19 protein-coding genes and 1 pseudogene are annotated in these 21,711 nt (G+C 68.3%); 14 read left to right on the top strand and 6 right to left on the bottom strand.

Annotated features, from left to right (window positions below; translation table 11 throughout):
- Positions 1-407 (top strand): annotated as a pseudogene (locus AWC24_RS22385) (hypothetical protein); the annotation flags it as partial.
- A gap of 2 nt (positions 408-409) precedes the next feature.
- On the opposite strand, the gene AWC24_RS05620 reads toward AWC24_RS22385, so the two are convergent.
- A complete protein-coding gene (locus AWC24_RS05620) occupies positions 410-1,489 on the bottom strand; it encodes a class I SAM-dependent methyltransferase (RefSeq protein WP_085082847.1) in 1,080 nt (359 codons plus the stop codon).
- Between the two features lie 145 nt (positions 1,490-1,634).
- Here AWC24_RS05620 and AWC24_RS05615 point away from each other — a divergent pair, with 145 nt between their 5' ends.
- The gene (locus AWC24_RS05615; protein ID WP_109560338.1) at positions 1,635-2,273 is read left to right on the top strand and encodes an SHOCT domain-containing protein; all 639 of its coding nucleotides are present in this window, start codon (positions 1,635-1,637) and stop codon (positions 2,271-2,273) included.
- Between the two features lie 62 nt (positions 2,274-2,335).
- On the opposite strand, the gene AWC24_RS05610 is transcribed toward AWC24_RS05615, so the two are convergent.
- The 3 genes from AWC24_RS05610 to AWC24_RS05600 are packed head-to-tail and all read right to left on the bottom strand — an operon-like array spanning position 2,336 to position 5,869.
- Positions 2,336-2,959: an MBL fold metallo-hydrolase gene (locus AWC24_RS05610; protein WP_085082843.1), complete on the bottom strand. Its 624-nt coding sequence runs from the start codon at positions 2,957-2,959 to the stop codon at positions 2,336-2,338.
- Positions 2,956-4,041: an S-(hydroxymethyl)mycothiol dehydrogenase gene (locus AWC24_RS05605; RefSeq protein WP_085082841.1), complete on the bottom strand. Its 1,086-nt coding sequence runs from the start codon at positions 4,039-4,041 to the stop codon at positions 2,956-2,958. Before AWC24_RS05605 ends, AWC24_RS05610 begins: the two co-directional genes overlap by 4 nt.
- 10 nt (positions 4,042-4,051) lie before the next feature.
- Positions 4,052-5,869, bottom strand: a complete 1,818-nt coding sequence (locus AWC24_RS05600) for an N-acyl-D-amino-acid deacylase family protein (RefSeq protein WP_085082839.1) — start codon at positions 5,867-5,869, stop codon at positions 4,052-4,054.
- A gap of 92 nt (positions 5,870-5,961) precedes the next feature.
- Here AWC24_RS05600 and AWC24_RS05595 point away from each other — a divergent pair, with 92 nt between their 5' ends.
- The 3 genes from AWC24_RS05595 (at position 5,962) to AWC24_RS05585 (ending at position 8,439) form a co-directional block, all read left to right on the top strand.
- Positions 5,962-6,960 (top strand): AraC family transcriptional regulator, encoded by a 999-nt coding sequence (locus tag AWC24_RS05595; RefSeq protein ID WP_085082837.1) that lies wholly within the window; start codon positions 5,962-5,964, stop codon positions 6,958-6,960.
- A gap of 11 nt (positions 6,961-6,971) precedes the next feature.
- Complete coding sequence (locus tag AWC24_RS05590; RefSeq protein WP_085082835.1) at positions 6,972-7,799, top strand: serine hydrolase domain-containing protein; 828 nt, start codon at positions 6,972-6,974, stop codon at positions 7,797-7,799.
- Positions 7,800-7,926: 127 nt separating this feature from the next.
- Positions 7,927-8,439 carry a DUF3145 domain-containing protein gene (locus AWC24_RS05585; protein WP_085082885.1) on the top strand — a complete coding sequence of 171 codons (513 nt, stop codon included), beginning with the start codon at positions 7,927-7,929 and terminating at the stop codon, positions 8,437-8,439.
- 70 nt (positions 8,440-8,509) lie between these two features.
- On the opposite strand, the gene AWC24_RS05580 is transcribed toward AWC24_RS05585, so the two are convergent.
- Positions 8,510-9,418 carry a diacylglycerol kinase gene (locus tag AWC24_RS05580; protein WP_085082833.1) on the bottom strand — a complete coding sequence of 303 codons (909 nt, stop codon included), beginning with the start codon at positions 9,416-9,418 and terminating at the stop codon, positions 8,510-8,512.
- Positions 9,415-10,995: an FAD-binding oxidoreductase gene (locus tag AWC24_RS05575; RefSeq protein ID WP_085082831.1), complete on the bottom strand. Its 1,581-nt coding sequence runs from the start codon at positions 10,993-10,995 to the stop codon at positions 9,415-9,417. The genes AWC24_RS05580 and AWC24_RS05575 overlap by 4 nt, the downstream gene beginning before the upstream one ends.
- A 56-nt stretch (positions 10,996-11,051) precedes the next feature.
- Between AWC24_RS05575 and AWC24_RS05570 the strand changes: the two genes are divergently transcribed.
- From AWC24_RS05570 to AWC24_RS05530, 9 genes are all read left to right on the top strand, one after another.
- Positions 11,052-11,630 (top strand): TetR/AcrR family transcriptional regulator, encoded by a 579-nt coding sequence (locus AWC24_RS05570; protein ID WP_085082829.1) that lies wholly within the window; start codon positions 11,052-11,054, stop codon positions 11,628-11,630.
- Positions 11,627-13,168 carry a glycerol-3-phosphate dehydrogenase/oxidase gene (locus tag AWC24_RS05565; RefSeq protein ID WP_085082827.1) on the top strand — a complete coding sequence of 514 codons (1,542 nt, stop codon included), beginning with the start codon at positions 11,627-11,629 and terminating at the stop codon, positions 13,166-13,168. Before AWC24_RS05570 ends, AWC24_RS05565 begins: the two co-directional genes overlap by 4 nt.
- 673 nt (positions 13,169-13,841) lie before the next feature.
- Positions 13,842-14,618: an MlaE family ABC transporter permease gene (locus AWC24_RS05560; RefSeq protein WP_085082825.1), complete on the top strand. Its 777-nt coding sequence runs from the start codon at positions 13,842-13,844 to the stop codon at positions 14,616-14,618.
- Positions 14,615-15,466: an ABC transporter permease gene (locus AWC24_RS05555; protein WP_085082823.1), complete on the top strand. Its 852-nt coding sequence runs from the start codon at positions 14,615-14,617 to the stop codon at positions 15,464-15,466. Before AWC24_RS05560 ends, AWC24_RS05555 begins: the two co-directional genes overlap by 4 nt.
- Before the next feature lie 2 nt (positions 15,467-15,468).
- Positions 15,469-16,821, top strand: a complete 1,353-nt coding sequence (locus AWC24_RS05550) for an MCE family protein (RefSeq protein WP_085082821.1) — start codon at positions 15,469-15,471, stop codon at positions 16,819-16,821.
- A gap of 54 nt (positions 16,822-16,875) precedes the next feature.
- Positions 16,876-17,904 (top strand): MCE family protein, encoded by a 1,029-nt coding sequence (locus AWC24_RS05545; RefSeq protein ID WP_085082819.1) that lies wholly within the window; start codon positions 16,876-16,878, stop codon positions 17,902-17,904.
- Positions 17,901-19,238, top strand: a complete 1,338-nt coding sequence (locus AWC24_RS05540) for an MCE family protein (RefSeq protein ID WP_085082883.1) — start codon at positions 17,901-17,903, stop codon at positions 19,236-19,238. Before AWC24_RS05545 ends, AWC24_RS05540 begins: the two co-directional genes overlap by 4 nt.
- Positions 19,235-20,560, top strand: a complete 1,326-nt coding sequence (locus AWC24_RS05535) for a virulence factor Mce family protein (RefSeq protein ID WP_085082817.1) — start codon at positions 19,235-19,237, stop codon at positions 20,558-20,560. The genes AWC24_RS05540 and AWC24_RS05535 overlap by 4 nt, the downstream gene beginning before the upstream one ends.
- A complete protein-coding gene (locus tag AWC24_RS05530) occupies positions 20,557-21,711 on the top strand; it encodes a virulence factor Mce family protein (protein ID WP_085082815.1) in 1,155 nt (384 codons plus the stop codon). Before AWC24_RS05535 ends, AWC24_RS05530 begins: the two co-directional genes overlap by 4 nt.

Below are 21,711 nucleotides of genomic sequence, written 5' to 3'. Positions count from 1 at the left end.
GTCCGGTGGAGAACCCGCCCAATGCGGCGCTGAACCCACTGATCACACCCCCGCCGGTGGCCCGTCCCGCGCCCATGCCCCAGCCTGCCGCCCCGGAGCCGGCGGAGATCGGCGACCGGGGCGCGGTGCCGTGGTACCGCCGACCGGCTCCGGTGGTCATCCTGGCCGCGCTGGTCGCGATGCTGCTGGGCACCGTGGCCGTGCTGGTATTGCGGCAGGCCGCCGACGAGGAGCCGGATTCCAGGGTGCTGACGCCGGTGTCGACGACCCGGCCCACGACCACCGTCGAGCTGCCGCCGGCGTTCGCGCCCCACCCCCAACCGGCCCCGCCGGCCTTCCCACACCTTCCCGAGGCACCGGCAATCCCGCCGGGCCCGGAACCCGCCGAGGCCCCGGCCGTCCCGTAGCGTTACGCCGCCCTTTTGGACAGCACCACCAGCGCCAGCGGAAGCTGCACCTGCTGCGGGTTGCTTGCCAGCGCGGCGGCGACACCGGCTTGTAAGCGCTGCACGAAGTCGCCCGCCCGCGGGTCACCGGCACCGCCGGCCAGCGCGGCGGCCAGCGTCGGAAAGACGGCGGCGCTGGTGAACTCGGCCCACTGGGTGCCCAGCGCACTCGCGTCGGCGTCGAGCAGGTAGCGGTCCCAGAACCGGTCCTCGGCGTCGAACACCTCGAGTCGGTCGATCGTCAGTGCTTCGAACCGCCCGGCCGGGGCGAACGGCGCGCGAAGTTCCTTCTCGCTGCGGCCGAGCACCGGAATCGTCATCCGAGCCACCTCATCGCGGCTCAGAAAGCCGTCGCGCACCAGTTCATCGAGCACCGCGACGATGGCGTCCAAAACGGGCTGGTAGCCGGACCGGCCCTGCGCGTCCACGCCCGCGGTCAACACCAGCAGTTTGCCGCCCGGCGCCAGTTCCCGCCCGCGGAAGGCCAGGAAGTCGTGCCAGTCCTGGGCGGCCCGGCGGGTGTACACCTGCCGGGCGTCGGCGTCGTCGCTGTGGTCGACATGGACGTGGTCATCGAATTCGGGCAGTTCTTCGGCGGGTCGGCGCAGCCACATCGTCGCCCACGAAGTCCAGCCCAGGTTGACGCTCTGCGACGGCAGGATCTGGGCGTAGAACGACCGGCCTATCGCCGAGGGGAAGCTGGCCGCGTCCTTGCGGGTGTAGCTGTCCGGATCGTGGGCAAGCGTGCTGAACAGCGCGGTGAAGTCGTTGTCGGGTAGGTCGGTGTGCGCCACCAGCACGGCATGATCCGGCCGGGTGCGCCGGCGGAAGGCCGCGATGGCGGCGCCGATCGGCAGCAGCGAGTTGTAGCCGGTCGCCGCGCCGTAGTCGGCGACCACGATCGGCCGTGGAGCGGGCGGTAGCGGGACCGCCGCCGCCAGTTGTTCGAACACGGCGGTGGCATGGGCCAGCCCAGCAGCCTGTAATCGCCGTGAGGGGGTCCCGGCAGGCTCCGGACGGACGACGATGCTCGACTCCCGCATGTGCACCTCCCACCGTTGCGGGCTTCTGCGGACACCACCCCGACGGTAGCGGGTGCGCCACTGTCGGTGATCACCGTGGCACACTGCCCAGGTGAGCGGCGCGCGGGCGATCCGACGGGTTCCGGTCGTGGTCTCGGCGGTCCTGATGATCGTCGGCGTCATCGGGTTCATCGTTGCGCTCATCGTCAACGTTTTCGTGCTGGACCGCTACAACGCCTACGGCGAGGTGCCGATCCCGGGGACGGGCACCGTCCACCTTCCGGCGGGCGAGGTGACGGTGAGTCTGCACATCCGGGTCATCTCCAGCCCCAGCGGCGGTGGTATGCCCGTGCCGCCGTTGAGCCTGGGGGTGGTGGCACCGGCCGGGGCGGCCGATCCGGAGTTCACCGAGAGTGTCGGGATCACCACGACGGTCAACAACGACTCCCGGCGGCGATTGTGGCGGATGCGCGTGGCGGCCGCCGGGGACTACCAGATCACCACCGAGGGCGACGTCGGCGGATTCATCGCCCCGCGGCTGGCCTTCGGCAGGTCCGGTGGCCACGGCTCGCTTCACTGGGTGTTCGCGGCGGTGTTCGGGCTCGGCACGCTGGGTTTGATCGGGGCGCGATTCTGGGCGATCCGCGGCGGCCGCCGGCGGCCCACGGCGGGCGCGGCGTACGCCCCCGACGGCGAGGGCATCCGTATCGAACAGCTCAAAACGATTACGGCATTGCGTGATTGCGGGGCGTTGACGCCGGCGGAGTTCGAGGCCGAGAAGCGGCGAATCCTCGACGAACGCTGACGCTCAGTGGCCGTGCTGGATGGGCCGCTTCCTCCGCACGGCTCGTTCCTCGCCGTGCGTCGTCAGTGGCCGCGCGCCACCCAGTCGTCGTAGTTGACCAGTTCGTCGCCGATGCGGGTGTTGTCGCCGTGGCCGGTGTAGACGACGGTGTCGGCCGGCAGTTTGCCGAGCTGTTCGGAGATCGACGCCAGGATCGTCGGGAAGTCCGAGAACGAGCGTCCCGTTGCCCCCGGCCCGCCGGAGAACAGCGTGTCGCCGCTGAACACCGCGCCCAGTTCCGGTGCGTACCAGCACACCGATCCCGGCGAGTGGCCCGGGGTGTGCAGGGCCCGCAGCTCGGTGCCGGCCACCCGCAGCGTCTGGTCGTCCGACAGCGGCCGAAACTGCTTGTCCGGATGCGTCATCTGCCACAGCATCTCGTCGGAGGGGTGCAGCAATACCGGGGCGTCGAAGGTTTCGCCGAGTTCCGGCGCCACGGTGATGTGGTCGTTGTGGCCGTGCGTGCACACCACCGCGACCACCTTGCGCCCGCGGACGCCTTCGATGATCGGCGCGGCGGTGTGGGCGGCGTCGAAGACCACCACCTCTGAGTCGTCGCCGACGATCCAGATGTTGTTGTCGACTTCCCAACTGCCGCCATCGAGTTCGAAGGTGCCGCTGGTGACGACCCGCTGAATCGCGCTCACAACATCACCACCGAGCGCAGCACCTTACCGTCGTGCATCTTCCCGAAGGCCTCCTCGATATCGCCGAGGCCGATGCGTTCGGTGACGAACTTCTCCAGTGGCAGCCGGCCCTGTAGGTACAGGCTGATCAGGGTGGGAAAGTCGCGTTCGGGCAGGCAGTCGCCGTACCAGGATGACTTCAGCGACCCGCCGTGGGAGAAGAAGTCGATCAGCGGCATGTCCAGCCGCATGTCCGGGGTCGGAACTCCCACCAGCACAACGGTGCCGGCCAGATCGCGGGCGTAGAACGCCTGCTTCCAGGTCTCCGGGCGCCCGACGGCGTCGATCACCACGTCCGCGCCGAAACCGTCGGTGAGCTCCTGGATGATCTCGACCGGGTCCTGGGTGCGGGCGTTGATGGTGTCGGTCGCGCCGAAGTCGCGGGCCCAGTCCAGTTTGGTGTCGTCGGTGTCGACGGCGATGATCCGGCGGGCGCCGACCAGCGCCGCACCGGCGATCGCGGCGTCGCCCACGCCGCCGCAGCCGATCACCGCGACGGTGTCGTCGCGGCTGACGCCGCCGGTGTTGATCGCCGCACCCACACCGGCCATCACCCCGCAGCCCAACAGTCCGGCCACCGCCGGGTCGGCGTCCGAATCGACCTTGGTGCACTGGCCCTCGTGGACCAGGGTCTTGTCGGCGAACGCCCCGATGCCCAGCGCCGGGGTCAGCTCGGTGCCGTCGGCCAACGTCATCGGCTTCGAGGCGTTGAAGGTGTCGAAGCACAAGTGTGGGCGACCGCGCTTGCAGGCCCGGCACTGCCCGCACACCGCGCGCCAGTTCAGCACCACGAAGTCGCCCGGCTCGACCGCGGTCACCGCCGAGCCCACCGCCTCGACGGTGCCGGCGGCCTCGTGGCCCAGCAGGAACGGATAGCTGTCGTTGATACCGCCGTCCCGGTAGGTCAGGTCGGTGTGGCACACCCCGCAGGCGGTGACGGCGACGACGACGTCGTTGGCGCCGGGGTCGGGGATGACGATGTCGGTCATTTCGACCGGTTTGCCCTTTTCGCGGGAGATCACGCCGCGCACTGTCTGACTCATGGTGCCAACCCTATGTTGCGGCTGGGGATGTTGCGGCTGGGGCGCCCGGCGCCGGCACCGTGGCTTGCCCGGTCACGGCCGGGGTGGGGGTGTCGGCACGCAGGAAACTTCCGGTGCGTTGCGTCCCGAGCATGGCGGTCGGTCGCCCGTCGAGGACCACCGCGCGGCCCGAGATGAACACCGCGGTGACGGCCTCGTCGTTACGGTTGACCATGCGCGACATGCCGCCGTAGGCCGCGAAGGTCTCCTCGACGTAGGCGTCCAACTTGTCGTCGAGGTGGGCGGGGTCGATCACCACGACGTCGGCGCGATCACCCACCCGCAGGTGGCCGGCGTCGATGCGGTACCAGTCGGCCAGTTCACCGGTCAGCCGGTGCACCGCCTGCTCGATCGACAGGAACGGCTGCCCGGCCTGCTGGGCGTCGAGGACGTGGCGCAGCAGCCGCAGGCCCATGTTGTAGAACGCCATGTTGCGCAGGTGTGCGCCGGCGTCGGAGAAGCCCATCTGAACGCCCGGCTCGCGGGCGATCTTGCGGAGCATGTCGGGCCGGTGGTTGGAGATGGTGGTGTGCCAGCGCAGCGCGGTTCCGTGTTCCAGCACCAGGTCGAGGAAGGCGTCGACGGGATGCACCCCGCCGCGGTCCACCCCGACCTGTCCGAAGGACTTGCCGACCACCGACGCGTCGGGGCATTCCACGATCTCGGCGTCGAAGAAGTCGCGGTGCCAGACCCGGGGGCCGTACTTGTTCTGGTAGTCCTTGCGGAAGCGCCGACGGTAGGCCTCGTCGCGCATCAGCTCGTCGCGCTCGACCGATTCCCGCAGGTGCAGCGCCTCGGCGCCGGAGCCGAACTCCTCGAAGATCACCAGGTCGATGCCGTCGGCGTAGACCTCGAACGGCACCGGCAGGTGCTGCCAGCGGAAGTCGGCGCCCAGCTTGTTCAGCATCCGCGAGGCTTTGACCATCGCCGGCACCGCAAGCGGGTTGCTCTTGACGTCGGCGGCGGCCAGCAGGCTGGTTTTGAGTGGCCGGCGGAAGATCCCCAGCGCCTGGGCCAGCTGCGAGACCACATCGAACGGGTTCTTGACGTCCGGGCCGGCCTGCAGGATCCGTCCGCTGCGGCGCAGCATCGACTTGAGCCGGCGTAGTTCTCTGGGCTTGGCGTACGTCGACGGCAGGGTGCGCGACCGGCAGACGTCGCCGTCCATCTTGTCGAAAAGCAGCTGCTGGGAAGACATCCCGACAAATCCGGCCTGCAATGCCTCGTCGAGCATCTGCTCCATCCGGGCCTGCTCGGCCGCGGTGGGCCGGGCGTCGGCGCGGGTGGCGCGGTCCAGGCCCATGGTTGCGGCGCGCATATCGGAATGTCCGATGAATGCGGTCACGTTCGGCCCGAGCGGCAGCCGCTCCAGGCCGGCGATGTAGTCCGCACAACTCGACCAGTCTTTGTGCTTGTCGATGGTGTCGACCACGTACTGGCGCGGGATCGCCTCCACCCGGCCGAACAGGTCGCCGGCGTCCTGGCCGTCGACGTGGATGGTCGACAGCGAACACGATCCGACCAGCACCGTGGTGACACCGTGGCGGACCGACTCCGACAGCGACGGGGCGACCAGCACCTCGACGTCGTAGTGGGTGTGGATGTCGAGCAGTCCCGGCAGCACCCATTTGCCGGCGGCGTCGATCACCTGGGCACAGCCCGTTTCATCGAGCGGTTCGGCGGAGATCGCGGCGACGTGGCCGTCGCGGATACCGATGTTGCGGATCGCCGACGGCGCGCCGGTGCCGTCGAACCACCGGCCGCCACGAATCACGGTGTCAAAGCTCACGGGATGTTCCTTCCGCTCGATGCCTGTTCAGCATGGCCTGCCCCGCCGGCGAAGTCTTGACATCTGCGGACATTTCTTTGATATTTGCGGACATGTCGGTGGTCCGCGGCACCGCGCTGTCCGGTTACCCGGAGCTGGTCGCCGAACTCGGCGGGGATCCGGCGGCGCTACTGGCGGCGGCCGGGGTGCCGTCCGGGGCGGCCGGGACCCACGAGGTCTTCGTGCCGTACCGCGCGGTGATCCTCGCCGTAGAGGACGCCGCGAACGCGACGGCAACGCCGGATTTCGGGCGACGGCTGGCGCTGCGCCAGGACATCGGCATCTTCGGCCCGCTCGGCGTGGCCGCGCGCACCGCCGCGACGGTCGGCGGCGGGTTCTCGATCGTGGAGCGGTTCATGTCCGCCTACAGCCCGGCGATCTCGGCGCGCATCATTCCGGGAGGGAAGAACAGCGAATCGTTCTACGCCTTCGACGTCCTGCTTGAGCGCTCGCCGCCGCACCCGCAGACCACCGAGCTGTCGCTCGGGGTGTCGCTGGGGATCATGCGGATGATGTTCGACGCCCCGTATGCGCCGCTGTCGGTGCATCTCCCGCACCGGGCGCTCACCCCGGTGCGTGACTATGTGGCCTACTTCGGCTGCCGCCCCTACTTCGCGCGACCGGTCGCGGGTTTCACCTTCCGCACCGCCGACCTGGACCGTCCGCTGCACCGTGACGACCAGGCGCACCAGGCCATGGTGCATTACCTGCGCGCGGTGACCGACGAGACGCCGGGCGTCGCCGCGTCGGTGCGCGTCATGGCCCGCCAGCTGTTGCCCACCGGGACGGTGAGCCTGGAACTGATCGCCGATGAGCTCGGCCTGCACCCCAAGGCGCTGCACCGGCGGCTGGCCGCCGAGCAAACCACGTTCGCCGCCCTGGTCGACGGGGTGCGCCGGGATGCCGCGGACCGCTATCTGCGCGAGACCGACATCAGCCTGTCGCATCTGGCCCGCGAGCTCGGGTACGCCGAGCAGAGCGTGCTCAGCCGCTCCTGCCGGCGCTGGTTCGGGTGCAGCGCGAGTAGCTACCGCAAGGCGGTCCGAGGCTAGGCTGGCGGCCGATGTCTGAAGCCCTCGCCGCCCTCGATGACTGGCCCGTGGACAACGCGGCTGCCGCGGTGATCGGCCCGCAGGGCGTGCTGGCCGGTCACGGCGATGCCACGCGGTCGTTCTATCTGGCGTCGGTGACCAAGCCGTTGGTGGCGCGCGCGGTGCAGGTCGCGGTCGAGGAGGGCGCCGTCGAACTGGACACCCCGGCCGGGCCGCCCGGCGCCACGGTGCGACATCTGCTCGCGCATGCCTCCGGGCTCGCTGCGGACTCCGACCGGGTGCTGGCCAAGCCCGGCACCCGCCGGGTGTACTCCAACCACGGCTTCGCGGTGCTGGCCGAGGCGGTCGAGCGGGCGTCCGGGATCGAGTTCGGCCGCTACCTGACCGAGGCGGTGTTCGAACCGCTGGGCATGTCGGCCAGCCGGCTGGACGGCGGTGCCGCGGCGGCCGGATTCGGGGTCACCTCGACGGTGGCCGACCTGGCTGCCTTCGCCGGCGACCTGCTGGCGCCAGTCACCGTGTCGCCGCAGTTGCACGCCGAGGCCATCACCGTGCAGTTCCCCGGGCTGGACGGCGTGCTGCCCGGCTACGGGCGGCAGCGGCCGAACGACTGGGGGCTCGGATTCGAGATCCGCGACGGCAAATCGCCGCACTGGACCGGCGGGACCAACTCGGCGCGGACATACGGTCATTTCGGCCAGTCAGGCACGCTGATCTGGGCTGATCCGGTGATCGAGCGGGTATTGGTGGTGCTCACCGACCGCGACTTCGGCGACTGGGTGACGCCGCTGTGGCCGGCCTTGGCCGAGGCGGTCGTGTCGGAGTACGGCGGGGACTAGCCAACAGGCGTCTCACAAGGCACAATAGACACATACGACTCTAAATAAACAGCAGCATCAGCACTGTTTCGCACGGTCCGCCAGGTCGTTGGGGAAGACGTCCCTCGTGGATCCGAAGGAGCAACTGATGCGCGCGACGAATCAATTCGCCGACGTGACCAGCGGCGTGGTGTACATCCACGCGTCGCCCGCGGCGGTGTGCCCGCACGTCGAGTGGACGCTGACCTCGACGTTGAGTGCCCAGGCCAAGCTCAACTGGACGCCACAGCCGGCCATGCCCGGGCAACTGCGCGCGGTGGTCAACTGGGTCGGGCCGGTCGGGACCGGTGCTCGGCTGGCCGGCGCGCTGCGCTCCTGGTCGGTGTTGCGGTTCGAGGTCACCGAGGACCCGAGCGCGGGCGTCGACGGCCACCGATTCAGCCACACCCCGCAACTGGGGCTGTGGAGCGGATCGATGAGCGCCAACGGTGACGTGATGGTCGGGGAGAACCGCCTGCGGACCATGATGGCGGCCGGCGCCGACGCGCTGGCCGCCGAGTTGGAGACGGTACTGGGCACCGCCTGGGACGAGGCCCTGGAAGCCTTCCGCGACGGCGGCGACGGCGCGGAGGTGTCCTGGCTCAGCCGCGGGGTCGGCTGAGCACCGGCGCGAGCGTGCGCAGACGCGGCGAGTTTCCCGCCGTGTCGATCGCGGACACGCCCGCTCGTGGTCAGCCGGCGGGGCGCAGGATCTGCAGCGCGCCCGGCACCGCCGTCACCGTGACCGGCAGTGGCGCGACGAAGTCCCCGTCGGCGTAGGCGTTGATACCCGGGCATTCCACCCGGACCGAGGCCGCCCGCCGGGTGCTCACCTCGTCGAGATCCACGTGAGTGCCCTTGAACACGGTGGGGAACAGCCGGATCAGCTTGGTCCGCGACCCCGAATGCACCATCGTGACGTCGAGCAGGCCGTCGGCGTGATCGGCGCCGGGACAGATCAGCATCCCGCCGCCGTAACTGCGGGTGTTGCCGAACGCCGCGAGCGTCAGCGCGATGTCCTGCGGCTCGTCGTCGTCGAAGGTCAGCCGGAACGGCAGCAGCCGCAGCTTGGACATCTCGGCGACCATGGCCAGGTTGTAGCGCATCCGGCCGTGCGGCCAGCGCATCCGGTTGACCCGATCGCTGACCAGTGAGTCGAATCCGGCCGCCATCACGGTGCCGAACCAGAAAGGGCTGCCGCCGTCCGGGGCGATCTGGCCCAGGTCGACGGTCTCGGTGACGCCGTCGACGACGACGTCGGCGGCCGCCTCGGGATCGCCGGTGGGCAAACCGTATTCGCGGGCGTGATCGTTGCCGGTGCCGGCCGGGATGATTCCCAGCGGCACCGCGCCGAGGGCCAAATCCTGCAGCGCCAGCGAGATGACCCCGTCGCCGCCGGCCACCACCACGGCGTCGGTGCCGGCCGCCAGCGCCTCGTCGAGCAGCTGCCGGGCATGCCGGGGATCGGAGCCGACGATGTGGTTGACGTCCACGCCGCGCTGCTGGAAGCGGGCGAGTGCCCGCTCGGCCGCGTGCCGGGCGTTGCCGTGCCCGGCCGCCGGATTGGTCAGCAGCGTGACCCGCCCGATCCGGCGTGTCATGGGATCAGCTTGCCGGGGTTGAGGATTCCGGCCGGATCCAGCGTGGCCTTGACCGCGCGGAGCACCTGCACACCGAGCTCGCCCACCTCGTCGGCCATCCAGGGCCGGTGGTCGGCGCCGACGGCATGGTGGTGGGTGATGGTGCCACCGTTGCGCATGATCGCTTCGCTGGCAGCAGTTTTCGCCGCCATCCACTGGTCGATCGGGTTGCCGCGCTGCCCGGCGACGACGGTGAAGTACAGCGACGCGCCGGTGGGATAGACGTGGGAGATGTGGCACAGCACCAAGGCGGGCGTGCCACTGTCGGCCAGTGCCGTGGTCAGTGCGTCGGTGACGGCGGCCTTGAGGGTGCTGAGGTTGGACCAGTCGGTGGCGGTCTCCAGCGTTTCGCACAACGCCCCCGCCGCCAGCAGCGAATCCCGCAGGTATGGCGCGGAGAAGCGGCCGTGTTCCCAGGCCCGGGCGGGCTGCTCGCCCAGCGAGGTGCCGCCACGGGCGGTCAGCAGTGCCCGGGTTTCGGCATGCCGGCTCTCGGTGTGCTCGGCGGTTCCCTCGAACAGGGTGATCGCCAGGCAGCCGCCGGTGATCTGCTGCTCGCCGATCTGTTCGGTGGTCGCCAGGTTCACCCCGGTCTCGGCCTCGTCGGAGAGCCGGACGACGGTGGGGCCGGTGCCGGTCTGGGTGATCGCCCGCAGCGCGGCGGCGCCGGTGGCGAAGTCGGGGAACGACCACGCCTCATAACGGGTGGTCGCCGGCACCGGATGCACCCGGACCCGGACCCGGGTGATGACGCCGAACACGCCCTCGGAGCCGATCAGCAACTGGCGCAGGTCCGGTCCGGCGGCCGACGCCGGGGCGCGCCCCAAGTCCAGTAACCCGGCCGGGGAGATGATCCGCAGCCCGCGGACCATGTCGTCGAACCGGCCGTAGCCGGCCGAATCCTGACCCGAGGAACGGGTGGCTGCAAAACCGCCGAGGGTGGCGAACTGGAAACTCTGCGGAAAATGGCCGAGCGAGAAACCGCGCTCACCCAGCAATCGTTCGGCCTCCGGTCCGGTGACCCCGGCGCCGAGCTCCGCCTCACCGGAGATCTCGTCGAGGCCGAGTAGCTCGTCGAAGCGCCGCAGGTCCAGCGAGACCACCGCCGCGAAGCCGCCACGGATCGGGTCGAGCCCACCGACGACGCTGGTGCCGCCGCCGAACGGGACCACCGCGATGCCCTGCCGGCTGCAGTACTCCAGGATCGCGGCGACCTCATCATCGGTGCCGGGCAGCAGCACCGCGTCCGGCGCATCCTGAACGCCGGAGCCGTTGCGCCGCAGCAGGTCCAGCGTCGACTTGCCCCCGGCGCGCAACAGTCGCCCGGCCTGATCGACGCGGCAGAACTCCTCGCCGACGATGGCCGCCAGTGCCCGGCGGTCGGTGTCGGCAAGCGCCGATGGCCGCAGTTCCACCTGATCGGGATCGGCCGCGACGTCGTCGGTCCCGTCGATGTCGAGTGCGGCCTTCAACAACTGGCGGATGCCGTCGGACAGTGGTTTGGCGGCGTCCGGGTCGCCCCAGGCGTTCCACTTCATCGGGGGAGTGAGGACATCCTGGGCATCGGACGGAGTCATGCGTTACAGTATTACATATGCTGTCAACTAGTAATGACGAGCAGCTCGACGTCGGGGACCGGATCCTCGACGCCGCCGCGAGCTGTCTGCTCGCGCTGGGGGTCGACCGGGTGACCTTGGCGGCGATCGCGCGCCGAGCCGGAGTCAGCCGCCCCACGGTGTACCGGCGGTGGCCCGACAGCCGCTCGGTGATCGCCGCGCTGCTGACCGCCCGGGTCACCGACGCCTGGACCGAAGCGACCGGGCCGGGAGCCGGACGGGAGGCGCTGGTGAGGCGGATCGTGGCGGTGGCCGCACGGCTACGGCGGGACGAGGTGGTGATGCAGGTGCTGCATCACGCACCGGACCTGGCGATGGTCTACATCACCGAACGGATGGGGACCAGCCAACAGCGGCTGATCGACCTGGTGGCCGCCGAACTCGGCGCCGCCCAACTCGGCGGCGGCGTACGGTCGGGGGATCCGCGCGGGCTCGCCGCGATGTGCCTGCTGATCACCCAGTCGGCGATCCAGTCGGCGCAGATCGTCGCGCCGATCCTGGACGAGGACGCTCTGGGCGCCGAACTGACCTACACCCTGAACAGGTACCTGTCGTGATACTCGAGACCGCCGCCCTCAACGCCGCCCGCCGCACCCGGGACCTGACCGCGCTGGCCGACGGGGCCGGCGTCGACGTCGTCGTGATCGGTGGCGGTATCACCGGTGCCGGCATCGCACTGGATGCCGCCACCCGCGGTTTGCGGGTGGTGCTGGCCGAGAAGCACGACCTGGCGTTCGGCACCAGCCGGTGGAGCTCCAAACTGGTGCACGGCGGGTTGCGGTACCTGGCGACGGGCAACGTGGGCATCGCGCGGCGAAGCGCGATCGAACGCGGAATCCTGATGACGCGCAACGCTCCTCACCTGGTTCGGGCGATGCCGCAGCTGGTGCCGCTGCTGGGCGCGATGCGCCGCCGCGATCGTGCCCTGGTGCGCGCCGGGTTCCTCGCCGGCGATGCGCTGCGCCGGCTCGCCGGCACCCCGGCGACGGTGCTGCCCCGTTCGCAACGGATCTCGCCCGAAGCCACGGTCGGCCTGGCGCCGACCGTGCGCCGCGACGGACTGGACGGCGGGCTGCTGGCCTACGACGGGCAGTTGATCGATGATGCGCGCCTCGTCACCGCGGTGGCCCGCACCGCCGCCCAGCACGGCGCAACGATCCTCAACTATGTGGCCGCCTCCCGGGCCACCGGGGATTCGGTCCGGCTGACCGACCAGCTCACCGGGGAGTCGGTCGACGTCGCCGCGCGGGCCGTCATCAACGCGACCGGGGTATGGGCCGCCGACATCGACCCGGCATTGCGGCTGCGGCCGAGCCGGGGCACCCACCTGGTGTTCGACGCGGCGGCGTTCGGCAACCCGACGGCCGCGCTGACCGTACCGATCCCGGGTGAGCTGAACCGGTTCGTCTTCGCCATGCCCGAACAGCTCGGCCGGGTCTACCTGGGACTCACCGATGAAGAGGCGCCCGGCCCGATTCCCGATGTGCCGCAACCGTCCTCGGCGGAGGTGTCGTTCCTGCTGGACACCGTCAACACCGCGCTGGGGACCGCGCTCGGCGCTGGCGACGTGATCGGCTGCTATGCGGGCCTGCGGCCGCTGATCGACGCCGGGGCGGGCCACACCGCCGACGTCTCGCGCAACCATGCCGTCGTCGAATCGGGGACGGGGGTGCTCAGCGTGATCGGCGGCAAGCTGACCGAGTACCGGCACATGGCCCAAGACGTGCTGGATCGCGCGGTACGGCTGCGGGCGCTGTCGGCCGCGCCCTGCCGCACCCGTGACCTGCCACTGGTGGGCGCGCCGGACAACCCGGGGGCACAGGCCCCGCTGTCGGTCGAACTCCCCGAATCGCTGGTGCTGCGGTATGGCGCGGAGGCCGCCAATGTGCTGGCCGCTGCCACCTGCCGGCGGCCCGCGGACCCGGTGGCCGACGGGATCGACGTGATCCGCGCGGAGTTCGAGTACGCGGTCAGCCACGAAGGGGCGCTGACCGTCGAGGACATCGTGGATCGCCGGACCCGGATCGGGCTGGTGGCCGCCGACCGGGAGCGGGTCGTGGCGGTGGCGCAGGAGTTCGTCGCGGCCGCCGATTGACGACGACGCTCGCCGAAGCGCAGTGCGGCGCCGGTGAAGGTGACGTAGAACGAGACCAGCGCGAAGGGCGGAATCGGCCGCGACCAGCTATCCGGGCATCGGGACCCTTCGGTTGCTGCTCCCTGACCGGCCGGGAGATTCTTCGCACCATGAGCCGGTTGCTCGCTTGCGGGCTTCACGGTTGTGACCGCGCAATACCACCACGTTGGCGGACCGCCGCATCACGTGCCTCCGGGAGCGGCCAGCGTGTTGAGTCGGTTCATCGGTCGCTCAATCCCATTAATCGAAGATATATTTGCCGCCTTTGCCGAAGGCGATGAGCGGTCGAGTACACATGCCGTGATAACAGCGCTGTGAGATGAAAAATGCTGGCGCACAGCTGATTAGTGCCGAATCACCGTCCGCCCAGGGATCGTCGGCGCAACGGCTTTCGCGTAAGCCTTGCGGACTGATGCGGAATACTGTTTAATCTCGATTCAACACATGAACTACGTCACACTGCGGCAGCGGCAGGACCGACCGACGGCTGGGGGGACTGGCTTGTACTCTCCGAATCTCGCGACACACGCACCTTCGAGGTGGGCGGAGACCGCCGGCGCCGCGTACCTCGGCCACTGGCAGAGCGTGGGAGCGACCGCACCCCGATCAGATTCGGCTGAGGCGCGGTGTTGTGATGCGTAGCATTGAGGTTCCCGTGGCCGTAGGTCAGCCGGTGCGTGCACTCGGCGAGTTTTTCGCGATGGCGCTCGACACGGTGACCCAGCTGTTCCGGCCGCCGTTCGCGTGGCGTGAGTTCTTGCTGCAGTCGTGGTTCGTCGCGCGAGTCTCACTGGTTCCCACCATGGTGTTGTCGATCCCGTTCACCGTCCTGGCGGTGTTCATGTTCAACATCTTGTTGAGCGAGATCGGGGCCGCAGACTTCTCCGGTACCGGCGCCGCTCTGAGTGCTGTACTCCAGATCGGCCCTGTCGTCACGGTTTTGGTGGTTGCCGGCGCAGGCGCCACCGCGATGTGCGCGGATCTGGGGGCGCGCACCATCCGAGAGGAACTCGACGCGCTACGGGTCATGGGCATCGACCCGATTCGGGCGCTAGTGGTGCCGCGGGTGTTGGCCGCTACCCTGGTCGCCCTGTTGTTGTCGCCACTCGTGGTGTTGGTGGGGCTGTCCGGAGGCTTCGTCTTCTCGGTCTACTTTCAGCACGTCACGCCCGGTGCCTTCGTAGCAGGCCTGACATTGATCACCGGGCTCAGCGATGTCGTCGTCTGCTTGGTCAAGGCCACGTTGTTCGGCCTGACGGCCGGTCTGATCGCTTGTTACAAGGGCACGTCGGTCGGAGGTGGTCCTGCCGGTGTGGGCAACGCGGTGAATGAGACGGTGGTGTTCTCGTTCATGGCGCTGTTCGTCATCAATACCGTGGTGACCGCCATCGGGTTCCGGGTGACGCCATGAACCGCTCGGCAGGCCTCGGGACTTCGGACTTCGGCCGTACCCTGGGTCGATGGGCATCGGGCTGGGACCGACTCGGCGCTCAGATCCAATTCCACGTCAAGACACTGACTTCGATCCGAGAGGTCTTCCTGTACTACCGCGTCGAGTTGGTGCGGCAGGTGGCACAGATGAGCCTGGGGGTGGGCGCCCTGGCGATGATCGGGGGCACCGTCGCGGTGGTCGGCATCCTGACACTCTCCACCGGCGCACTCATCGCGGCGCAGGGCTTCAGCCAGCTGGGACAGATCGGGGTGGAAGCCCTGACCGGATTCGCGTCGGCCTACTTCAACGTGCGGATCCTCGCACCGCTGACCGCTGAATTCGCCTTGGCAGCAACCATCGGTGCCGGCGCAACGGCTCAACTCGGGGCGATGCGGATCAATGAAGAAATCGATGCCCTCGAGGTCATCGGAGTCCGCGCCATCTCATACCTGGCCTCCACACGAGTCCTGGCCGGACTGATCGTGGTCATCCCCTTCTACTGCGTGGCCGTGCTGATGACCTTCTTCTCCGCACGTTTCGGCACCACCGTGATCTACGGTCAGTCCTCGGGCGTCTACGACCACTACTTTCATACGTTCTTGAATCGAACGGACTTGATCTGGTCGTTCATCCAGGTCGCGGTCGCAAGCATCACGATCATGATCATTCACACCTACTACGGATTCACCGCCTCGGGTGGTCCGGCCGGAGTCGGTGAGGCCGTGGGCCGGGCCACGCGCGCCTCGGTGTTGGCGGCGGTTCTGGTGACGGTGGCGATCACATTGGCTGTCTACGGCCAATCCGGCAACTTCCACCTGGCGGGATAGCAATGAAAGCCAGGAGAACCGACTCGTGGATCCACCCCCGGTTGTGGGCGGTGATCTTCATCATCTTCGTGGTCCTGGCGGCGTGGCTGGTCGGGCAGTGCTTCAACCGATCGTTCCAAAGCTATGTCCCGGTGACGATGATCTCCGACCGCGCGGGTCTGGTCATGGAGACCGGCGCTCAGGTGAAAATGCGTGGAGTTCAGGTCGGACGTGTCGGCCGGATCGTCGGTGGCTCACAGCCGGTCAGCCTGAAGCTCGAATTCGACCCGCAGCTTGTCCGTCGCATCCCGAGCAACGTCGGGGTTCGGATCTCGGCCACCACCGCCTTCGGTGCGAAGTTCGTCGAACTGGTCGATCCGGACCGCCCCAGCCCGGTGCCGCTGACGGCCGGCTCGGTACTGACGTCGGAGAACGTCACGACCGAGGTCAACACCGTCTTCCAGAATCTGGTCGGCGTGATCAAGCAGGTCGACCCGGTCGAACTGAACGCGGTGCTGTCCGCCGTTGCCGACGGCGTGGGCGGACAGGGGGAGCGAATCGGCCAAGCCACCACCGGGGCGTACCAGACATTGGTCGCACTCAATGCGCGCCGCCACACCGTCCAGGCAGATTGGCGAGCATTGAAGGGCTTCTCCGACACGTACAACGCTGCGGCAGAAGACATCTTGAGAACGCTGTCAGCGGCCAGCACAACCGGTGCGACGATCGCCGACAATGCGGCGGACCTGGATGACCTGCTGCTCAACCTGGTCGGTTTCGCACACAGCGGTATCGACCTGATCGGGCCGAACCGGGACAACCTGGTCCGGTCGGTCAACGCCCTCGAGCCCACCACCAGCCTGTTGCTCAAGTACGACCCGCAACTCACCTGCACACTGCTCGGGGCCAAGACGACGCTGGATGACTACGGGTTGGCCGACTACATGGGCGGCGCGAACGGTTCGTCGCTGATTGTGGATGTCGCGTTGCTGCTCGGCGACGAGATCTACCGGTACCCCGACAACCTGCCGATCACCGCGGCCAAGGGCGGCCCGGGAGGCAAGCCGGGATGCGGCTCGCTGCCTGATGTCGCCAAGAACTTCCCGGTCCGCCATCTGGTCACCAACACCGGCTGGGGAACCGGCCTTGACCTGCGCCCCAACCCGGGCATCGGGCAGCACTGTTTCGCGGACTGGTTCCGTGTCACCCGCGCAGTGCCACTGCCTCCGGCAGTCCGGCAGTGCCTGCCGGGGCCGGCGGTGGGGCCTCAGCCCGAGCTGGGCTTCGGCACGCCTCCGTACGGGGCGCCGCAGTACGGGCCCGGTGGGGTGCCGCTGTTCCCCGGCGTGCCCCCGGCGCCGCCACCGGAGCCCTGACCCGCGAACCCGTCGTCATGGACCAACAAGACAGCTGGAGAGGGCACGATCACCGTGAAAGCCAACTTGAGGCACACCGTGTGGCGCCTCGGCGCCTTCGTGGTTGTCACCATGCTGGGGATGTTCGCGCTGCTGACCATATTCGGGCAGTTCCGGTTCGACTCCGCGCGCAACTACACGGCGGAATTCGTCGACGTGACCGGATTGGCCAACGGAAACTTCGTGCGGATCGCAGGGGTCGAGGTCGGCAAGGTCAAACGTATTGCGCTGAAGGACAACGGGAACGTCGAGGTGGCGTTCAGCGCGGACGACTCGGTGGTCTTGACCGAGGGCAGCAGGGCGGTGATCCGGTGGGGGGACGTGATCGGTGGCCGCTATCTGTCCATCGAGCAGGGGGTGGGCGGCACGCGGACCCTGGGCCCGGGCGGCAACATCCCGGTCGACCGGACCGAACCGGCGCTGGACCTGGACGTGCTGATCGGCGGCTTTCGCCCGTTGTTTCGCGCGCTGGACCCTGAACAGGTCAACGCATTGGCCGGCCAGTTGATTGCGGCCTTCCAGGGCCAGGGCGTCACCATCGGATCCTTTCTGAGCCAGACCGCGGCGCTGACGAACACCCTGGCCGACCGCGACCTGCTGATCGGCCAGGTCATCGGCAACCTGAACACCGTGCTCGGATCGCTGGGCGATCGCAGCGATAAATTCGCGACGACGGTCGAGTCACTGTCTGGGCTGATGAAGGGGTTGGCCGACCGCAAGCAAGACATCAGCAATGGTGTTGCCTACGTCAATGCGGCGACGGCGTCGCTCGCCGATCTGTTTCAGCAGGCCCGACCGCCCTTACAGAAAGCGGTGCAGGAGACCGATCGCACCGCGTCGACCGTGCTCGCCGACCAAGGTTACGTCGACCATGTGCTCGAGAATCTGCCCACCGCACTGCGCATCCTGAATCGTCAAGCGCTCTACGGTGATTACTTCACCTTCTACTTCTGCGAAGTGGCGCTCAAGCTCAACGGCAAGGGCGGTCAGCCGATGTATGTCAAGGTCGCCGAGCAGACCTCGGGAAGGTGCACGCCGAAGTGAGAACCTTCCGGGAACGCAACCTCGCGGCGATCGGAATCGTCGGATCGGTGCTCACCGCTGTCGTAACCCTCGGTGCCTGGTACTACGACGAGCTTCCGGTCATCTCCTCGGGGACGTCCTACTCGGCGTATTTCGCCGAGGCCGGCGGCCTGACCCCGGGCGCCGAGGTCCAGGTTGCCGGGATGCGGGTCGGCAGCGTCAACAGCGTCACCCTCGACGGCGATCGAGTACTGGTGAAGTTCAAAGTCGCCGACGACGTGCGGCTCGGTGACCGGACCGAGGCGGCGGTCAAGACGAAGAGCCTGCTGGGCACCAAGATGCTGGGCGTCACCCCGCGCGGCGACGGGCGGTTGTCCCAGACCATCCCACTGGAACGCACCACGCCGGCCTATCAGCTGCCCGATGCGCTCGGAGATCTGACGGCGACCATCAGCGGGCTCGACACCGAGCAGCTGTCGGATTCACTGCGGGTGCTGGCTCAGACGTTCCATGACACCCCACCGGACCTCAAGATCGCCACCGCCGGGGTGGCGCGGCTGTCCAGCGTCCTGAACAAACGGGACGCCCAGCTGCGGGAACTTCTGTCCAACGCGCGCAATGTGACGGGCGTGTTGGCTGAGCGCAGTGATCAGATCGTCCGCCTGGTCCATGACACCAATGATCTGCTGGGCCAGCTCAACAGCGAAAGTGCTGCGCTGGACCAGATCTCCGGCAACATCTCTCGAGTCAGCAAACAGCTCAGCGGGTTTGTGGAGGACAACACGCAGACCCTCAGACCGGCACTGGAGAAGCTGAACGGGGTGCTGGCCACCGTCGAGAATCGGAAGGCGGAGGTGCAGGAGTACCTGAAGCGGCTCAGCTGGTACGTCATCGGGCTGGGGGAGTCCCTATCGTCGGGACCGTTCTTCAAGGCCTATGTCGCTAATCTGGTCCCCGGACAGTTCATCCAGCCCTACATCGACTCGGCGTTCTCCGACCTGGGCCTGGATCCGAACGTACTGCTGCCGTCCGAGCTGACCGACCCGCCGACCGGCCAGCCCGGCACGCCGCCGTTGCCGGTGCCCTATCCGCGCACCGGGCAGGGCGGGCCGCCCCGGGTGTACCTCCCGGATGCCATCACCGGAAACCCCGGCGATCAACCGTGCGCGCTGCCCGGCACGGGCTGTTACCCCTATCGGGAGCCGCCCCCGGCGCCGGCGCCGGGAGGGCCTCCGCCCGGGCCGCCGGCACAGTCGCCGCCCGGTCAACAGTCCACGGCCGAACCCGCCCCGAGACCGGTGTTCGTTCCGGCTCCGGGTGAAGTACCCGCCTCCGCACCGGGTGAGGGCCGATGATGACGTCCCGAAAACTTCGCATGGGATTGGCCGCCGTCCTGGTGGCCGTGCTCGCAGCCGGTGTGTACACCGTGGGCGCGTTGGGCAGTCGACTCGGTCGGACACACGTAACCGCCTACTTCGAGAACAGCAACGGAATCTTCGTCGGCGACGAGGTCCGCATCCTCGGTGTCCGGGTCGGGCGCATCGACAGCATCGAGGCGCAACCCGAGCGGGTGAAGGTTCGCTTCTGGTTCGACGACAAGTACCGGGTGCCGGCCGACGCCAAGGCGGCGGTCCTGTCACCGTCACTGGTCACCGCGCGTGCGATTCAGCTGACCCCGGTCTATGCGGGCGGTCCGGTGCTGGCGGACAACGCGGTGATCCCTCGTGAGCGCACCGCCGTCCCGGTCGAGTGGGACGACTTCCGCGACCAGCTGCAGAACCTCACTGAGATGTTGCAGCCGACCGAGGCCGGGGGAGTGAGCACCTTGGGGCAGGTCGTCCAGACCGCAGCCGACAACCTCCGCGGTGAGGGCGCCAACATCCGCACCGCCATCATCGAGTTATCCCAGGCGATTTCGGCGCTGGGCGATCACAGCGGCGACATCTTCAGCACCGTGAAGAATCTGTCGATCCTGGTTACGGCGCTTCGGGACAGCGACACGGTACTGCGCAAGCTGAACCAGAATCTGGCATCCGCCACCGCGGCGTTGGCCAACAACCCGAACGAGGTGGCCAACGCGGTCAGCGACCTCAACAGCGCGGTGACGCAGGTCAGGACGTTTGTCGCGGACAACCGCGAAACACTGGGCACCACCTCGGCCAAGTTGGCATCGGTGTCGCAGACGCTGGTGGACAGCCTCGACGATCTCAAACAGACCCTGCACGTGCTGCCGACTGCGGCACAGAATTTCGTCAACATCTATCAACCTGCCCAAGGAACGCTGACCGGAGCGCTGTCGACCAACAACCTCAGCGATCCGCTCTCCTTCGTATGTGGCGCGATACAGGCCGCATCGCGCCAGAACGCGGAGCAATCGGCGAAACTGTGTGTGCAGTACCTGGCGCCGATCGTCAAGAACCGCCAGTACAACTTCTTCCCGTTGGGTGAGAACCTGTTCGTCGGGGCCAGCGCCCGCCCCAACGAGGTCACCTACAGCGAGGACTGGCTGCGGCCGGATCACGTTCCCGAACAAGCGGATCCGGCGCCGCAGGGCGAGGCCTCGCCGCAGGATGCCGCCATGCTGCCGCCGGAACTGACCGAAGTGACCATTGCGCAGCCGACGGATCCGCAGGCCGGTCTGGCCGGCCTGATGATGCCGAGCGGAGCGGGATCATGAGCCGGTGGTGGCGAGGGGTGGCTTCGACGGTGTTCGCGCTCATCGCCGTGGTCGCACTGTCGGGGTGCGGATGGCGGGGGCTCAACTCACTGCCGATGCCGGGGACTGAGGGAAGAGCCCCCGGCTCCTTCACGATTCGGGCGCAACTGCCCGAGGTCAACAGGCTCGAACCCAACTCGCGGGTGCGTGTCGGTGACGTCACCGTGGGCAGCGTGACCAAGGTCGAGCGGCAGGGCTGGCATGCGTTGTTGACCATGCGGCTCAACCCCGATGTCGACCTGCCGGCAAACGCCACGGTCGCACTGGGCCAGACCAGCCTGCTGGGTTCGCTGCATATCGAGTTGGCGGCTCCCACCGATGTCACACCGGAGGGAAAGCTGCGTGAGGGTTCGCTGATCCCGCTTTCCGCCGCGGTCAGTTACCCGACAACGGACCAAACGCTGGCCGCGGTCTCGATGTTGCTCAACGGGGGCGGCATCGGGCGGATCCAGGAGATCACCCGGGCGTTCAGCACCGCCTTCGCCGGGCGCGAAAAAGAGCTGCGCGGTCTGATCGATCAGCTGGACGAGTTCATCGTCCATGCCAACGAGCAAAGCGATGACATCATCGCGGCGACGGACAGCCTGAACAATCTGGCCGGCAAGTTCGCCGAGCAGAAGCCGGTGGTCGACGAGGCGCTCGAGACCTTTCCCAAGGCGTTGTCCGTGCTCAGAGACGAACGCCGACAACTGGCGGATGCCGCCGACCGGCTAGGGAAGTTCGGCGCGCTGGCCGCGGACGTGACGAACCAGACCAAGCGGGCGTTGGTGCAAGAACTCAACGATATCGGTCCGGTACTGGAATCACTGGCCAACGCCGGTCCGGCGCTGACCCGGGCGCTGGGCTTGTACCCGACGTATCCGTTTGCCACCGAAACCATCCCCAACTGGTTCCGCGGTGACGCCGCCAACCTCACCGCCGTGATCGATTTGACGCTGAGCCGGTTGGACGCGTCCTTCTTCACCGGGACCAAATGGGAGTGCGACCTCACCGAGCTGGAAATGCAGTGGGGCCGCACTATCGGGCAGTTTCCGAGCCCCTGCACCGCCGGTGGCCCTTTCAATCCGGGCAATCCGCTGGTGATTCCCTACCACGTCGATCAGGGGCCCTGA

The organism is Mycolicibacter senuensis (genome assembly GCF_002101885.1).
Classification (GTDB): Bacteria; Actinomycetota; Actinomycetes; order Mycobacteriales; family Mycobacteriaceae; genus Mycobacterium; species Mycobacterium senuense.
The sequence above is the reverse complement of the archived record's forward strand: the minus strand, read 5'-3'. Positions and strand labels throughout refer to the sequence as shown.

Excerpts from the sequence above, each read along its gene's own strand:
- AWC24_RS05615 (WP_109560338.1), top strand. The coding sequence starts at position 1,635 with ATGATCGTCGGCGTCATCGGGTTCATCGTTGCGCTCATCGTCAACGTT.
- AWC24_RS05550 (WP_085082821.1), top strand. The coding sequence starts at position 15,469 with ATGAAAGCCAGGAGAACCGACTCGTGGATCCACCCCCGGTTGTGGGCG.
- AWC24_RS05570 (WP_085082829.1), top strand. The coding sequence starts at position 11,052 with ATGCTGTCAACTAGTAATGACGAGCAGCTCGACGTCGGGGACCGGATC.
- AWC24_RS05535 (WP_085082817.1), top strand. The coding sequence starts at position 19,235 with ATGATGACGTCCCGAAAACTTCGCATGGGATTGGCCGCCGTCCTGGTG.
- AWC24_RS05555 (WP_085082823.1), top strand. The coding sequence starts at position 14,615 with ATGAACCGCTCGGCAGGCCTCGGGACTTCGGACTTCGGCCGTACCCTG.
- AWC24_RS05585 (WP_085082885.1), top strand. The coding sequence starts at position 7,927 with ATGCGCGCGACGAATCAATTCGCCGACGTGACCAGCGGCGTGGTGTAC.
- AWC24_RS05605 (WP_085082841.1), bottom strand. The coding sequence starts at position 4,041 with ATGAGTCAGACAGTGCGCGGCGTGATCTCCCGCGAAAAGGGCAAACCG.
- AWC24_RS05590 (WP_085082835.1), top strand. The coding sequence starts at position 6,972 with ATGTCTGAAGCCCTCGCCGCCCTCGATGACTGGCCCGTGGACAACGCG.
- AWC24_RS05560 (WP_085082825.1), top strand. The coding sequence starts at position 13,842 with ATGCGTAGCATTGAGGTTCCCGTGGCCGTAGGTCAGCCGGTGCGTGCA.
- AWC24_RS05595 (WP_085082837.1), top strand. The coding sequence starts at position 5,962 with ATGTCGGTGGTCCGCGGCACCGCGCTGTCCGGTTACCCGGAGCTGGTC.
- AWC24_RS05530 (WP_085082815.1), top strand. The coding sequence starts at position 20,557 with ATGAGCCGGTGGTGGCGAGGGGTGGCTTCGACGGTGTTCGCGCTCATC.
- AWC24_RS05580 (WP_085082833.1), bottom strand. The coding sequence starts at position 9,418 with ATGACACGCCGGATCGGGCGGGTCACGCTGCTGACCAATCCGGCGGCC.
- AWC24_RS05620 (WP_085082847.1), bottom strand. The coding sequence starts at position 1,489 with ATGCGGGAGTCGAGCATCGTCGTCCGTCCGGAGCCTGCCGGGACCCCC.
- AWC24_RS05575 (WP_085082831.1), bottom strand. The coding sequence starts at position 10,995 with ATGAAGTGGAACGCCTGGGGCGACCCGGACGCCGCCAAACCACTGTCC.